Source organism: Bradyrhizobium sp. ARR65 (assembly GCF_000472385.1).
In the GTDB taxonomy this organism is placed as follows: Bacteria; Pseudomonadota; Alphaproteobacteria; order Rhizobiales; family Xanthobacteraceae; genus Bradyrhizobium.
On sequence record NZ_AWZU01000003.1, the window covers coordinates 23,806 to 37,545 of the forward strand.

The 13,740-nt window shown below is 61.9% G+C and carries 17 protein-coding genes and 1 tRNA gene; 11 read left to right on the plus strand and 7 right to left on the minus strand.

The features are described from left to right. Window positions 1–43 precede the first annotated feature (43 nt). On the minus strand, window positions 44–1,375 hold the full coding sequence (locus tag F758_RS0104670; RefSeq protein ID WP_024506767.1) for an ABC transporter substrate-binding protein: 1,332 nt from the start codon (window positions 1,373–1,375) through the stop codon (window positions 44–46). 375 nt (window positions 1,376–1,750) lie between these two features. Here F758_RS0104670 and F758_RS0104675 point away from each other — a divergent pair, with 375 nt between their 5' ends. Next, complete coding sequence (locus F758_RS0104675; RefSeq protein WP_024506768.1) at window positions 1,751–2,221, plus strand: aminoacyl-tRNA deacylase; 471 nt, start codon at window positions 1,751–1,753, stop codon at window positions 2,219–2,221. A gap of 74 nt (window positions 2,222–2,295) precedes the next feature. Here the strand turns inward: F758_RS0104675 and F758_RS0104680 are convergent, their stop codons facing one another. Then, window positions 2,296–2,772 (minus strand): outer membrane protein assembly factor BamE domain-containing protein, encoded by a 477-nt coding sequence (locus tag F758_RS0104680; protein ID WP_024506769.1) that lies wholly within the window; start codon window positions 2,770–2,772, stop codon window positions 2,296–2,298. Window positions 2,773–2,866: 94 nt separating this feature from the next. Between F758_RS0104680 and F758_RS0104685 the strand changes: the two genes are divergently transcribed. The 7 genes from F758_RS0104685 to F758_RS0104715 all read left to right on the plus strand — a co-directional run bounded on the left by F758_RS0104685 (window position 2,867) and on the right by F758_RS0104715 (window position 7,572). Next, the gene (locus F758_RS0104685; protein ID WP_024506770.1) at window positions 2,867–3,442 is read left to right on the plus strand and encodes a ubiquinol-cytochrome C chaperone family protein; all 576 of its coding nucleotides are present in this window, start codon (window positions 2,867–2,869) and stop codon (window positions 3,440–3,442) included. Continuing rightward, a complete protein-coding gene (locus F758_RS0104690) occupies window positions 3,439–4,026 on the plus strand; it encodes a YceD family protein (protein WP_024506771.1) in 588 nt (195 codons plus the stop codon). The genes F758_RS0104685 and F758_RS0104690 overlap by 4 nt, the downstream gene beginning before the upstream one ends. Before the next feature lie 271 nt (window positions 4,027–4,297). Continuing rightward, window positions 4,298–5,359 carry a phosphate acyltransferase PlsX gene (gene plsX, locus F758_RS0104695; RefSeq protein ID WP_024506772.1) on the plus strand — a complete coding sequence of 354 codons (1,062 nt, stop codon included), beginning with the start codon at window positions 4,298–4,300 and terminating at the stop codon, window positions 5,357–5,359. After that, window positions 5,356–6,330, plus strand: a complete 975-nt coding sequence (locus tag F758_RS0104700) for a beta-ketoacyl-ACP synthase III (RefSeq protein WP_024506773.1) — start codon at window positions 5,356–5,358, stop codon at window positions 6,328–6,330. Before plsX ends, F758_RS0104700 begins: the two co-directional genes overlap by 4 nt. Window positions 6,331–6,459: 129 nt before the next feature. Next, window positions 6,460–6,804, plus strand: coding sequence for an integration host factor subunit alpha (locus F758_RS0104705; RefSeq protein ID WP_024506774.1), 345 nt, complete (start codon window positions 6,460–6,462; stop codon window positions 6,802–6,804). A 38-nt stretch (window positions 6,805–6,842) separates the two neighbouring features. Then, entirely contained in the window at window positions 6,843–7,412 is a 570-nt protein-coding gene (locus F758_RS0104710) for a MerR family transcriptional regulator (RefSeq protein ID WP_024506775.1), read from the plus strand. A gap of 82 nt (window positions 7,413–7,494) precedes the next feature. After that, window positions 7,495–7,572 (plus strand) — tRNA-Pro (locus F758_RS0104715). 24 nt (window positions 7,573–7,596) lie between these two features. Here F758_RS0104715 and F758_RS0104720 read toward each other — a convergent pair. Further along, entirely contained in the window at window positions 7,597–7,872 is a 276-nt protein-coding gene (locus F758_RS0104720; protein WP_024506776.1) for a hypothetical protein, read from the minus strand. A 239-nt stretch (window positions 7,873–8,111) separates the two neighbouring features. Between F758_RS0104720 and F758_RS0104725 the strand changes: the two genes are divergently transcribed. Continuing rightward, window positions 8,112–8,378, plus strand: coding sequence for a hypothetical protein (locus F758_RS0104725; RefSeq protein ID WP_024506777.1), 267 nt, complete (start codon window positions 8,112–8,114; stop codon window positions 8,376–8,378). 32 nt (window positions 8,379–8,410) lie between these two features. Here F758_RS0104725 and F758_RS0104730 read toward each other — a convergent pair whose 3' ends face one another. Next, entirely contained in the window at window positions 8,411–9,481 is a 1,071-nt protein-coding gene (locus tag F758_RS0104730; protein ID WP_084305118.1) for a L,D-transpeptidase family protein, read from the minus strand. 206 nt (window positions 9,482–9,687) lie between these two features. Between F758_RS0104730 and F758_RS0104735 the strand changes: the two genes are divergently transcribed. Beyond that, the gene (locus F758_RS0104735) at window positions 9,688–10,653 is read left to right on the plus strand and encodes an SDR family NAD(P)-dependent oxidoreductase (RefSeq protein ID WP_024506779.1); all 966 of its coding nucleotides are present in this window, start codon (window positions 9,688–9,690) and stop codon (window positions 10,651–10,653) included. Window positions 10,654–10,813: 160 nt separating this feature from the next. Here F758_RS0104735 and F758_RS0104740 read toward each other — a convergent pair whose 3' ends face one another. The 3 genes from F758_RS0104740 to F758_RS0104750 form a co-directional block, all read right to left on the minus strand. After that, complete coding sequence (locus F758_RS0104740; RefSeq protein WP_024506780.1) at window positions 10,814–11,260, minus strand: GcrA family cell cycle regulator; 447 nt, start codon at window positions 11,258–11,260, stop codon at window positions 10,814–10,816. 80 nt (window positions 11,261–11,340) lie between these two features. Beyond that, window positions 11,341–11,538, minus strand: a complete 198-nt coding sequence (locus tag F758_RS0104745; RefSeq protein ID WP_024506781.1) for a hypothetical protein — start codon at window positions 11,536–11,538, stop codon at window positions 11,341–11,343. Window positions 11,539–11,826: 288 nt separating this feature from the next. After that, window positions 11,827–12,768, minus strand: a complete 942-nt coding sequence (locus tag F758_RS0104750; RefSeq protein ID WP_024506782.1) for an acetamidase/formamidase family protein — start codon at window positions 12,766–12,768, stop codon at window positions 11,827–11,829. Between the two features lie 147 nt (window positions 12,769–12,915). Here F758_RS0104750 and F758_RS0104755 point away from each other — a divergent pair, with 147 nt between their 5' ends. Beyond that, window positions 12,916–13,719: a YdcF family protein gene (locus tag F758_RS0104755; RefSeq protein WP_024506783.1), complete on the plus strand. Its 804-nt coding sequence runs from the start codon at window positions 12,916–12,918 to the stop codon at window positions 13,717–13,719. The last annotated feature ends 21 nt before the right edge of the window (window positions 13,720–13,740 follow it).

Below are 13,740 nucleotides of genomic sequence, written 5' to 3' on the forward strand. Positions count from 1 at the left end.
GATTCGGGTCATGCTCCAGCAAAGACTCGAAGCGTCACGAGCTCTAGGCGTGAATCCTCGTGACCTCCTCGTGCGCCCATTTAACGGCGTCTTGCGCCGGCATGCCTTGTATCGCCTTGGCGGTCATGTCGACGATGATGTACTTGCTCAGCACCTCGGCTGCGTGGCGGTCGGCCGGTCCGGCATAGCCAGGAAAACGCCCAGCTCGCGCCGCCGTCCGGAAGGGCAGCATCACGGGATCTTTGTCCCAGAGTTTGTCCTTCTCCCAAATTGTGGTCGCCCCGACGGAATAGCCCTGCTGCGAGTCGAACCACGCCTGATAGACCGGTTTCGATGTGATCCAGCGCAGGAACTCCTTACCGGCCTTTGGATCCTTTACATACTTCATTAGCATGTTGGACATCGGCAGGTGATAGCCGAACTGGCCGGCGGCGCCCTTCGGCAGCGGCGCGTGCAGGATGTCCTGGAAGAGCGGAGCGCCGTCTTCGGTAAGATAGACGTCGGGCTTGCGCTTGGCCTCAAGATAGATCGAGGCGCCGTTTAAGCTGCTGCTGATCGTGCCTGAGAGAAAGGCCCGGTTATTGCTGCTGTCGTCCCAGGCGAGCCCTCCCTCATCATAAGCGTCCTTCCAGAAGCCGACGGCGAAGTTGACGGAATCGACTGTCGGCTTGGAGTTCAACACCACTGTCTTGCCGTCCGCCTCGACCTCCTTGCCGCCCCACGACCAAAGATATGGATAGGCGTAAGTCGGCGGGTCGCCAAAGCTGTGGCTGACCGCTTGACCGAAGGGCCTGCCCTTCGCCTTGAGCTTCTTACCGGCCTCGCGATATTCCTCCCAGGTTTGCGGGAATTTCGGCGCCTCGTAGCCGATCTCCGCGAACCAGGACTTGCGGTACGCCAATTGTGCGCCGAGCACGCACCACGGCACCGCGATCCATTTCTTGCCGTCGTTGGCAACGACGCGTGATTCCTCGTAGAAGCCGCCTTGCGCCTTGCCGATCTCCTCGGCAACGTCGCTGACATCGACAACGCTCTCGGGATAGAGCTGCGGCCAATTGTTCAGTGCACAAATGATGTCTGGACCGGAGCCCGACTGGATTGCAGAGGTGGTGCGGGCCTGGATGTCGTTGCCATTGATCATCTCGATGTTGAGCTTGATGCCAAGGGCCTTCTCGCATTCCGGGACAATCTCCTTCAGCAGAACGGCGTCGGAGGCCGGGACGAAATCATTCCACCGCAGCCAGTGGAGCGTCGTGGCCTGGGCATAGGCTGGTGCCTGTTTGAGAGCGAGAACTGACGCTATTCCCCCGGTCCTTGCGGCGATTGCACCACCGCCGGAAAGCTTGAGAAGCTCACGCCGACTTATGCGAGCCATGGTCTGTCCTCCCTGGATTTATTTGTAGCCTGAGCTGAGAACACTCCTTGCTTAGATGTCGGTACTTTCGATGCCGGTCGTGCGCCCGCCGGCGAGCATATGATCGCGTCGATGACGCCTTGGCATCGAAAGCGACGATCTCCGGTTCGCCCTATCTAGTCCGCTTCGGCCTCCAAAGTCGAGATATCCAATCGTCTGTCCTTCTGCTTGGGGCAACAGTGCTGTCAGGGCTTTCGATGGCGAGGCCGTTCAGGTCAGAGACGAATTGCGACTTCCTGCGACAATACCTATGCTAGGCATCAACAATCACGCGGCCGCCCATCCGTGCGGCGGGGGCTCACGGTAGGTGGCTGCATGTCACACCGGAGGTACGCCATGTCCGTTTCCCCCACACTCCGCAGGTATCTGGCTGCCCAAAACATCCCTTACGACGAGATTCCACACGAACTCACCTTGACGTCCTCCCGCACGGCCGAGGCATGCCACGTCTCGGGCGACTGCATCGCGAAGGCCATCGTGCTGCGGCGCGATGGCGGCTACATGCTCGCGGTCCTGCCGGCATCGCACCACCTGAAGATCTCAGACCTGAGGGCCAAACTCGGCAGCGATATCGACATGGCCAACGAACATGAGGTCAATCGGCTGTTTGCTGATTGCGCACATGGCGCCGTTCCCGCCGTCGGCGCGTGCTATGGGCTCGATGTCATCGTGGATGACAGCATCCAGACGCAACCGGAGATTTATATGGAAGCCGGCGACCACGAGACGCTGCTTCACCTTAGCCATGCGCAGTTCGCGCGCCTCGACGCCAACGCGCTGCACGGGCGCTTTAGCGCGCACGACTGAACGAAGATGCGGGCGAGAATTTGCCCCCATCCACCAGTCGGTGCGACGGGCGGACTCCGCGCGAAGGTCGCGAACTAATTGAAGCTCAGCAGCTTGAACAACGGCTGCAGATAGCTCAGCTCCTGGCCGGATGTCGCCGTGGTGCGGCTGATGAAGTCGAAGATCTTTCCGTCCTTCAGGCCGTAATTGGCGAGGCGTCGCACCTGCCGGTTCTTGTCGAAATAGACTGCGATCACCCGCTGGTCGGTGATCTTCTGGTTCATGAAGGCGATCGGGCGCTCGGCGCGCTGCGAGATGTAATAGAACACCTCGCCGTCGAGGGTGGCGACGGTGGAGGGCGTGCCCATCACGATCAGGACCTGATCCTGGCTCGCGCCGATCGGGATCTGCTCGAGCGCCCCGGGCGGCAGGATGTAGCCCTTCTGGAATTGCTCGCCGGTGCAGGCGGCCAGCGCAGCACACGTCACCGCCACGGCGGCTGCGAGCCGCCAGCGCGCAAGGAGACGGCGCGGCGCGGCCACGCCTCGACTTTTCCAAACAGTATCAGTCATTGCGGTCGCAGGCAGGTCCCCTTAGAACCGGCCACCCCAAGCCTCTTATCGATGAGCCGTTAACAGGCAACAGGGCTCGCTTGCGGAACCCACAATGCTTTGGCCGTTCAATCACTTCAGGAAACCCCGGCTAGCCCCGCGCGGCACCATTGAAGCCATCTATGGCATGATCGTGACGCAAGCGCGAGAACCCTTGTTTTATCAGGACTTGGATTATCAGGGCTTTGGCGTGCCGGATACGGTTAACGGCCGTTTTGACCTGCTTTTGCTGCATCTGTGGATGGTTTTGCGGCGGCTCCGGCAGAATGAGGCAGGGGGCGCGGAGCTGTCTCAGGCCTTGTTCGACCATTTTTGCGCCGATATGGACGCGAACTTAAGGGAGATGGGGGTTGGCGACCTCGCTGTCCCCAAGCGCATGCAGGCTTTTGGGGAGGCGTTTTATGGCCGCAGCACGGCCTATGACCTTGCGCTGACCGATAGCAGCGAGGCGCTGGCGCTGGCGCTTTGCAGGAATATCTTGGAGGGGGGACAAATCGAGAATGCGCGACGTCTTGCTGCCTATACCGATGCGACGATCGCGCAGCTCGGTCTGCTCGACGATGCCGCGCTGCTGGCGGCGTCGTGGCGATTTCCATCACCCCGACAAGCCCAAGGGAGTGCCAAGCCATGAACAACGCCATCATCGACCCGGCCGACCCCTGGCGCGCAACTGTCAATGTCGTGCAAATACCTGATACGGGCCTGCACCGCGAAATCGAGGCCAGTCCGGCTGTGCGCGCGGCGATGGCCGAGATCGCGGGCGTGCGCGAGATTTCGTCGGCGCATGCTTCGTTCGACCTGAGCTTGCGAAGCCGCGGCCGCGTTCATGTCGCCGGCCACCTCACGGCGCGGATCGGGCAGACCTGCGTCGTCACGCTCGAACCGATCGAGAACGACATTGTTGAGGAGATCGACCTGATCTTCGCCCCGGAAGAGCAGATTACGCCGGTCACTGACGAGCTCGGCGAGAATGCGAGGGGTGCTGAGGGTGAGCTTCCCGAGTCGCCGGAGCCGATCGTGAACGGCGTCGTCGATCTCGGCCGGCTCGCGACCGACGTGTTGTTTCTGGCGATCGACCCCTACCCGCGCAAGCCGGGAGCGGTCTTCGAGCCGCATATCACCGCCGCCGACCCCGAGGATCATCCATTTGCCGCGCTGAAAACGCTGAAAGCTGGTGCGAAAAAGCCGAAATCCGGCGGTTCGAAGGACGGCTAACATTGCCTCGCAGGCTGTGTGGAAGGCGGGGCCGCGCGAAGAAGGTTGCATATCGCCTTGGAAAGGCTACATAACCGCCTGAAAATCTTGCTTTATCGCCGACGCCTGATTCCGTGTCGCAAGCTGCGTTGAGCAGAAAAGGCGGAGGTCAAGAGGTTGTGTCGGGGCCTGAACACGCTATTGTCGCGGCGGCCCGGCCCGGCAACTCGCCTCTCGCTTGGCCGTTTCGCCGCTATCCGAGCGGCGGCTTTCAGTGGTTTCCGGGACGTTCATGCCGCAAAAGGTTCGAATCGCGCTTGACGCCATGGGGGGCGATGTCGGCGCATCGGTCGTTATTCCTGGCGCGGCGATTTCGCTGTCCCGACAGCCCGACACTGAATTTCTCCTGTTCGGCGATCGCGCCCGGATCGAGCCGGAGCTTGCAAATCACCCCAGGCTCAAAGCCGTTGCGCGCGTGATCCACACCGATGTTGCGGTGGGCATGCACGAGAAGCCCAGTCAGGCCCTGCGCCGCGGGCGCAGAAACTCGTCGATGTGGCTTGCGATCGACGCGGTGAAAAAGGGCGAAGCCGACGTTGCGGTGTCCGCGGGCAACACCGGCGCATTGATGGCAATGGGCCGCCTCAACCTGCACACCTTGCCCGGCATCGACCGCCCCGCGATCGCGGCGACCTGGCCCACCACGCGTGGCGATTCCGTCGTGCTTGACCTCGGCGCCACCATCGGCGGCGACGCGCACCATCTGGTGGCGCTCGCGGTGATGGGCAGTGCGATGGCGAGCGTCCTGTTCAATCTGAAACGGCCGACCGTGGGTCTGCTCAACATCGGGGTTGAGGAGATGAAGGGTCACGAGGAGATCCGTGAGGCCGCCGAAATCCTGCGCGCGATGAGTTTGCCGCAGCTCGAATATATCGGCTTTGTCGAAGGCGACGGCATCGGGCGGGGCGCCGCCGACGTGATCGTGACCGAAGGGTTCAGCGGCAACATTGCGCTGAAAGCGGCCGAGGGAACCGCGCGGCAGATTTCCGAATTTCTCCGTAGCGCCATGGCACAGAGCTGGCGCTCGCGCATCGGCTATCTGTTTGCCCGCAATGCGTTCCGCGCGCTGCGGGAGAAGCTCGATCCCGCCAAGTCCAACGGCGGCGTACTGTTGGGCTTGAGGGGCGTCGTGGTCAAGAGCCACGGCGGGGCGGATGCCGAGGGCTTTGCCTATGCCGTTGATGTCGGCTATGAGATGGTCCACTACCATCTCCTGACCAAGATCAACCAAATGCTCAATCGTGATGGCGGCGCGCTGGCGTCAGCGCCGGCCGCGCAGGAGGCTATCTCGTGACTGTTCGTTCGGTGGTGCTCGGCTGTGGTTCCTACCTGCCGCAGCGGATTTTGACCAATGCCGAACTGGCGACGCGGGTTGACACTTCCGACGAATGGATCGTGCAACGCACCGGTATCAGGCAGCGCCACATCGCGGCTGAAGGCGAGTGCACCTCGCATCTGGCGATCAATGCCGCGCGGGCCGCGTTGGCCGATGCCGCGGTCGATGCGCAGTCCATCGATCTGATCGTGCTGGCCACGTCGACACCCGACAATACCTTTCCGGCGACAGCGGTGGCCGTCCAGAATGGGCTGGAAATTCATCACGGCGCGGCATTCGACCTGCAGGCGGTTTGTTCAGGATTCATTTTCGCGCTTGCGACCGCCGACAACTTCCTGCGCACGGGTGCGTATAAGCGCGCGCTCGTAATCGGGGCCGAGACATTTTCGCGCATCCTCGATTGGAATGACCGCGGCACCTGCGTGCTGTTCGGTGATGGCGCAGGTGCAATCGTGCTGGAAGCGCAAACGCAGCCTGGAAAATCCTCGGACCGCGGCGTGCTCACGACCCATTTGCGCTCCGACGGCCGGCACAAGTCCAAGCTCTATGTCGACGGCGGGCCATCCTCGACGCAGACGGTCGGACATCTCCGTATGGAAGGCCGAGAGGTCTTCAAGCATGCGGTCGGCATGATCACGGATGTGATCGTCGACGCATTCAACGCCACCGGGCTGACGGCGGATGATCTCGATTGGTTTGTCCCGCATCAGGCGAACAAGCGAATCATCGACGCGTCCGCGCACAAGCTCCACATTGTACCGCAGAAGGTGGTGTTGACCGTGGATCAACACGGCAACACCTCGGCGGCCTCGATCCCGCTGGCCTTGTCGGTCGCGGTGAAGGATGGCCGGATCAAGAAAGGCGATCTGGTGTTGTTGGAGGCGATGGGCGGCGGCTTCACCTGGGGTTCCGCGTTGCTGCGCTGGTAATTGCGGGGACTATACTAGGCCGGCTGTGCACCGCTTTTGGATATCATTGTCCGTACAGCAGAGTTGACCGTTGGGGCCTAAGCTCCTAATTTCAGGTACAAATTGTTCGCCGTGAGTTGGGGCAAGGCGATGTCTGGAACCGGAAAAACAGTCACACGTGTTGATCTCTGTGAAGCCGTCTATCAGAAGGTCGGGTTGTCTCGCACCGAATCGTCGGCTTTCGTCGAACTGGTCTTGAAGGAAATTACGGACTGCCTGGAGAAAGGCGAGACGGTAAAATTGTCTTCGTTCGGTTCCTTCATGGTCAGGAAGAAGGGGCAGCGGATCGGCCGCAATCCGAAGACTGGCATGGAGGTCCCGATCTCGCCGCGGCGGGTGATGGTTTTCAAGCCATCCGCTATCTTGAAGCAGCGGATCAACAACGGTCACGCCGGCAACAACAACAGCATCAACGGCGAGAGCGCGTCCGAGTAACCTAAGTTAATTCCTGAGGTCGGAAGGGAAGCGAGCCTTTGGACAAGGCGCCGGATGCATTCCGAACTATCAGCGAGGTCGCGCAAGAGCTCGACATTCCGCAGCACGTGCTGCGTTTCTGGGAGACGCGCTTCGCTCAAATCAAGCCGATGAAGCGCAGCGGCGGGCGCCGCTATTACCGCCCCGATGATGTCGATCTGCTCAAGGGTATCCGTCGCCTGCTTTACGGCGAGGGCTACACCATTCGCGGGGTGCAGCGCATCCTCAAGGAGCACGGCGTCAAGTCCGTGCAGAACCTCGCCGACAGCTCGGCTGCGGTGTCATTCGGAGCGCTGGAGGAGGCGATTGGCCAGAGCCTCATGGAGGAGGATCAGGCCGAGCCGAGCACCGAGGCCGAAGAGGAAGAATATGAGGGCGGCGACGAGGAGGAGGGGATCGATTTCCGGTTCGTCGAGACCGAGGAGGACATCCTGGCAACGTTCCGGGGCGCTCCGTCGCCGGGCCGGAACCCGGACCGCAGCGTCCTTGACCGCAAGCGTCTCGAAGGCGTGCTGCGAGACCTGATCGACTGCCGGCAGCTGCTCGACCAGGCCTTGAAAGACGGGTGATCCGGGCCAGGCGGCCAGCGTTAACCAGGTGGGTGTGTCTTTGCCTTGCGCGAAGATGGGATCGCAGCTATGGGAACGGCGGCGGAGCGTGGCGCAGCCCGGTTAGCGCACTAGTCTGGGAGACTAGGGGTCGCGAGTTCAAATCTCGCCGCTCCGACCATCTTTTCCCTCCGGCCACCCTCAGTCACGTCTTCAGCGCCTTCACCCAGCGGGTGCCGCTACGGCCGCCCTCGCAGCGGATCGTGACGACGGGGCCGTCCTCGAGCGCGAGCTTGACGGTGCTGGCCTGCTTGACACGGCGCATCAGCGGCTCCGGTCCGGAGATCGAACCCTCCGCAATCAAGGGGCCGGCCTCTGGCGATAGCGTCAGGGAGTAGGGAACCAAGGCGACGTCGCGTCCGTCGATGATGATCATCCCGTCGCCGCTGAGCTCGTCCGTGATGTCGCCGTGGATGTTCATGCAACGCTCCTCAAAAAAGCAGAAGGCCCAAACCGGCGATTGGTTCCGTATGAGGGTGCGACAAGGCGCGCGCTAGTGGCTTTTCGTGCACTGACGCGCGGCGATCAGACGTGAGTGATGCAAGCGAGAAACAGTTCCGCAGTGGATAAGTTGTGAGAGCTGCTTCGTGCGCAAGTTTAATTTGCGCGACGCAGAGGAGTCTGGTCCTGTGATAACAGGGGTAGATGACAGGGGGCTTTATGTTGACGCGTGTAGTCGGCGCGATCGCGCTGACCTTTTCTCTTTCGTCCGTTTCGTCCGTCGCTGTCGCGGGCAATCAGCATGGGATCATGCAGCGCATGTCCTGCTCGGTGGTTCGCTTCTACGTGGCGAAATATTCCGAATCGACCGCCGAAATGTGGGCGCGCAGCCACGGCGCCACCGACGCGCAGATCGAGGCGGCGCGCCGTTGCCTGAGGGACACGCCCGAGCGAACCGCCGAGGCGGCGCGCTGGTACACGCGCTAGGTGCATCGGCGCCGACCACGGCGGTTTTCGGTCTACGAGTTCGAGCTGTCGACGAATGCGACGGGTGTGCTTTTCTTCACCTCGCTCGCCAATCGCTCGGCATCCCAATTGGTCAGCCGAACGCAGCCGTGCGAGGCCGCTTTGCTGACCTTGCCGGGATCCGGCGTGCCATGAATGCCGTAGCCTTCCGCGGAAAGGCTGATCCAGACGGTGCCGACCGGATTGTTCGGCCCCGGCCTGATGATGAACGGCGATTTCGCGTGCACACCTTTGAAGTGGTATTTGGGGTTGTAGTGATAGATCGGATTGTGGTCGACGCGCGTCACCCGCAGCGTCCCGCTCGGGGAGGGCTTTTCCTCGCTGCCGACCGTTGCCGGGAAGAAATCGATCAGCCGATTTGAAGCGTCGAAGACCTCAACGGTCTGCCTGATCTTATCGACCTTTACGCGGTCTGCTTGTGCGGGGGCGTCCGCGCCGGATCCAATGTCGGTCACGACGATTGTTGCGCCGGTTTCGTGAAAATGTTGGCCCGGATTGAGCGCAGCCAACAGCTCCTGGCTCATGTGAAACGTCTCCGCCAGCTCTTCACGCGGGCTCGTGTAATCGAGCCGGTGAAGATGTTTCATATCCTCCATCTTGTGAGGCAGCCTTGACAGGAAAGGGCCCGCGATATCCTTCGCGGTGATCCGGTAGGTCGTGAGCACCGGGCCGTCATCGGCGGCAAGTTTTTGCCAGACCTGCGGCGTCAGCTTGTCTGCGCTGGGCAGTTGCTGCGCTTCGGCGTAGGCGCGGAGCGCCTTTTTGGCGTTCTCGCCGAATTTGCCGTCGATCTCGCCTGGCGAAAAATGCGCGCGGGCGAGCAGGACCTGCAGACGAATGCCGAGCGGCGAGATCTCGTGCGCCGGTGGCGGCTTGCCGGAGAATTGGGCCGCGTTGACGTCCTCGGCCTTGAGCTGCGCGGCGTGCAAGGGCGCGGCTGACCCGGCCGGCACGCAACAGGCCGCGAGCAGCAGCCAAACGAAAAGCGGGGCGATGCGGCCGCTGCATCCCCGATCGATTGCAACGGCTTGTGTCTTCAAGCGTTGAGATCTGCCTGCGGTCATGGCTCGCTTTAGCTCCATGTCCAACAACGCATGGCGCGCACTTTCTTTCCCTGGAGAAATAATCCTGTCCTTTTGCGATGCCCGACTACGCGCTAGCGGCGAGCCGCGCTTTACCGGCGGTGTTCAGATGCTACATTGGCGCTGGCCCCGGGGCGATGCTCATGACGGCCACAAAAAACCCACGAGCAAACAGGGAAGGGCGTCGCATGAAGGACTTCGCCGGAAAGATCGCCGTCGTCACCGGTGGCGGCACGGGCATGGGCCGCGAGCTTGCGCGGCAGCTCGTTGCGGAGGGATGCAACGTCGCGATGTGCGACGTTTCGGCAGAGGCGATGGCCGAAACCAAGCGGCTCTGCGAAATCGAGCAATTACCGCAAGGCCTGCGCGTCACCACGCATCTTGCCGACGTCTCGATCGAGGATCAGCTCAAGCGATTTCGCGACGAGCTTGCGGAGCAGCAGGCGACCGACAGGATCCATCTCTTATTCAATAATGCCGGCATCGGGGGTGGCGGCAGCCTGTTCACCAATACGCGCGAGCAGTGGGAGCGCACCTTCAACATTTGCTGGGGCGGCGTTTATCTCGGCGTGCGAACCTTCCTGCCGATGCTGATGAAGGCGGACGAAGCTCACATTATCAACACCTCGAGCGTCAACGGTTTTTGGGCTTCCGTCGGCATGGGTGTGGCGCACACGGCCTATAGCGCCGCGAAATTCGCCGTGAAGGGATTTACAGAGGCCCTGATCAACGATCTCCGTCTCAATGCGCCGCATATCAAATGCTCGGTGGTGATGCCGGGGCATATCGGCACAGCCATCGTCTCGAACACGCGAAAAGTTCAGAGCGGCAGCGAGCGCTTGAGCGAGAACGAGATCGCGCAGACGCGCGTGCGCCTCAAGACCAACGGCGTTGAGGGCGTGGACCAAATGTCGGACGAGCAAATTCAATCGCTCGCCGCCGAGCGCGCCCGTATCTTTCTCGAGGACGCGCCGACAACGGCGGCCCAGGCAGCGAAAATCATTCTCGATGGCGTCAGGGCCGAGAAGTGGCGCATCCTGGTCGGCGAAGACGCGCATAGACTGGACGAGCGCGTACGGCAGAATCCGGAAGATGCCTATACGCCGGAGTTCTTCAAGCGCTTTGCCGAGGAGGTCGGTTGGCGGCTCGGGTGATGAGTTAGTGTATCCTCGGCTTAAATCGAAGCGGGCGCCGATGTTCGATCCGTCATCCTTCGAGGCCGCCGCTTCGCGAGCACCTCCAGCGACAAGCGGCGAACGCCGTTTGCGCGGGGGTGACGGTGATGGTTTGGAGTTCGTTCGGGCGGAGAGGGGTCTACCTCGCGCTTATCCTATACGCGAGGCGGCTGTGACCGGGGCAGTAGGGCAGGCCTTCGAGCGGCGGGTTGCCGCAGAAGCAGAAATCCGCCGCACCCGGCGTCGAGAGCGGCCAGCGGCAGGTTTGCTTGCTCAATTCAAACAGCGAGCAGCGATGCCCGTTCGCGATCGGCTCCTCCGCCGCCCGCGTTTCCTCGACCGATACGGCCCTCAAGATCTGGCGGCGCAGCCTTGAGGCTGCCCGCTTCCGCGGTTCGCCGGACCGCTCCTTCCGGGCAGGGCCGGCCTTGTCGCGCATGAGATTGAGACGGGAAATCTTGCCGATCACCGCATTGCGGCTGACGCCGATCCGCTCGGCAATCTCGCGGCAAGTCAGCCCGGCCGCAAAATGAATCTTTAGCAATTCGATGCGTTCTGTGGTCCAGGTCGGCTGGATGGCGGACATGTTGGTGCTTCCAAGCTTGATCTCTTTTCGATCCCTCTTGGCCCGCCGACCGCACCTCCCGCGTCACGCAAACACCCCCGTTAAGGCTTGCCGTTGTCCCGAATGGACAGCAGCCCGTCCTTGATGGCGTTCCGTATGCCTTCCTCGATCAAGGTCCTGGCGACACCGGGGACGCTCGTGCCGTGGGTGCCCTGCCTCACCAGTTTCTCGAGATAGGCAATCGTCGAAAGCGCCAAGGTCACGGGAATGCGGTCAGTCTCGGCTTTCTCGGTGGCCATACAGAAAACTAAGCTCTAACGCGGGTACAGAAAAGTAACGATTAAGAGTCTATTTAGAAAACACGGTATTGTACAGTCCGTGCCTAATCCATTGAATTGATTGGAGCTTTTTTGCCTCGCCGGCGGCGGTGGCCTGCGCGAGCGTCGAGAGGCGCGTTTCAGGGGCCGTTTTGACGTGCAGAAGGACGTCCGCCGCGCCTCGCGCGGCGGATCGGATTCGCGGGGACGAAAAGCACCCCGCGCCGGAATGAGTGAGTTTTGCGAGGCCTTGTTGCCGAAGAAGCCGCCTCAGCCGTGCACGATGTCCTTGGCGATCATGCAATGAATGCCCTTGCAGCCGTTCACGGTTTGCGTCACCCGCAAATCCGCAGCCAGGCTGCAGAGGGTGTAGGCGTCCTCTCGCGACAGATTCCGCTTCTCCCCGAGCAGCACGATCATGTCGCGCAGGGCGCGCACCACGCATTGGTCGAGATCGGGATCCATGGCCATGGTCATGTAGTGTGTCGCCGTCTCGGCACGCGGATAGTCGAGGCGCAGATCCTTGCGCAGCGTCAGGCGGAAGCGGCCCTGCAGCGCGGTCTCGATCGCGGTGACGCAGACTTCGCCATCGCCCTGCACGCCGTGGCCGTCACCGCACGAAAACAGTGCGCCCGGCACGAATACGGGCAGATAGAGTTTGGTACCGGCGCCCAGCTCCTTGTTGTCGAGATTGCCGCCCATCGCGCGCGGGATCAGCGAGGAGATGCGTCCCCAGGCGGGCGGCGGCGCGACGCCCATCACGCCGAAGAAAGGTCTCAGGGGCAGATCGAGCCCCCAAGGCAGCCGGCCCACCATGCGCGTGAGATCGAGCGGAATGTTCAGGAGCCGCGGCTCGGTGAAATCGTCGGGCAGGGTGCCCGCGAGCGGGCGGATCAGGTTGTAGCCCCAATCCTGCCTGAGCTTGACTTCGAGGATATCGATTTCGAGGACGTCGCCCGGCTCGGCGCCACGAACCGCGATCGGGCCGGTCAGGATATGACCCGGCACCATCCGTTCATTCCTGGCGTGCACCTCGAACAATTCGGGCGGAATATGAAATCGGCTGCGGTCCGGGACCACGTCCGGTCCACCACTGATCGTGTCGATCGTGACGTCATCGCCGCTGTCGATGGTGAGCACGGGCTTCAGCTTGGCCTCGAAAAAACCCCAGTGGCAGGTCTGCGGGCTCGAATGCAGATGATGATGGGTCATGAGAAGGCCTTCTTTTCAGATGGTGTATGCCCGGCACGCCGTCATTTTTGATCGCCCCTTTTATGCGGGCAGATGGATAGGCGGATCAAGTCCGCGTATGACATGGCGCTAGGCTCTGCCCGCGCAATTCATTCGAAAGAGATTTCCTTGTTTTTCGTTCTTTCCAAAACGATCGGCATCGCGCTGCTGCCGACGAATTTCCTGATCGGGATCGGCGTTCTCGGCCTGCTTCTGCTCTTGACCCGATTTGCCTCTGCCGGTCGCGCGCTTGTTGTGCTGGCGATCCTGTTGCTTGCGCTTTGCGGCTTCTCCCCGCTGGGCAACGCTTTGCTCTATCCGCTGGAGAGTCGCTTTCCGGCCTGGGATGCGAGTCGCGGCGCGCCCGATGGGATCGTCATTTTGGGCGGGCCGATTGACTCCGATGTCTCGGCCGCACGCGAAACACCGGTGGTGCGAAGCGCGGCCGATCGCATCATCGCAGGCGCCGCGCTCGCCCGCAAATATCCCAACGCACGCATCGTCTTCACCGGCGGCAGCCCCAACTTGATCTCGAACGACGCGCGCGAGGCTGACTATGCGGCAATGGTTTTCGACAGCCTTGGCATAGAGAGGTCGCGGCTGATCTTCGAGCGCCGCTCGCGCAACACCTTCGAGAATGCGGAATTTTCAAAGGCCGTTGCCGCGCCCAAACCGGGCGAACGCTGGCTGCTCGTCACCTCGGCCTATCACATGCCGCGCGCGATCGGGCTGTTCCGAAAAGCGGGCTTTGCGGTCGAGCCCTATCCCGTGGACTGGCATCTCGGCGGACCGGCGGATCTTATCGCCTTCAGCCCGCTCGCGGCCGACGGACTCGCGCTGACCGACCTGGCGATGCGCGAATGGATAGGGCTCATCGCCTATCGCCTCACTGGCAAAACCGGCGATTTGCTTCCAGGGCCTTCCCGGGACTAGAAGGTCCGAGGGTCGCAATGA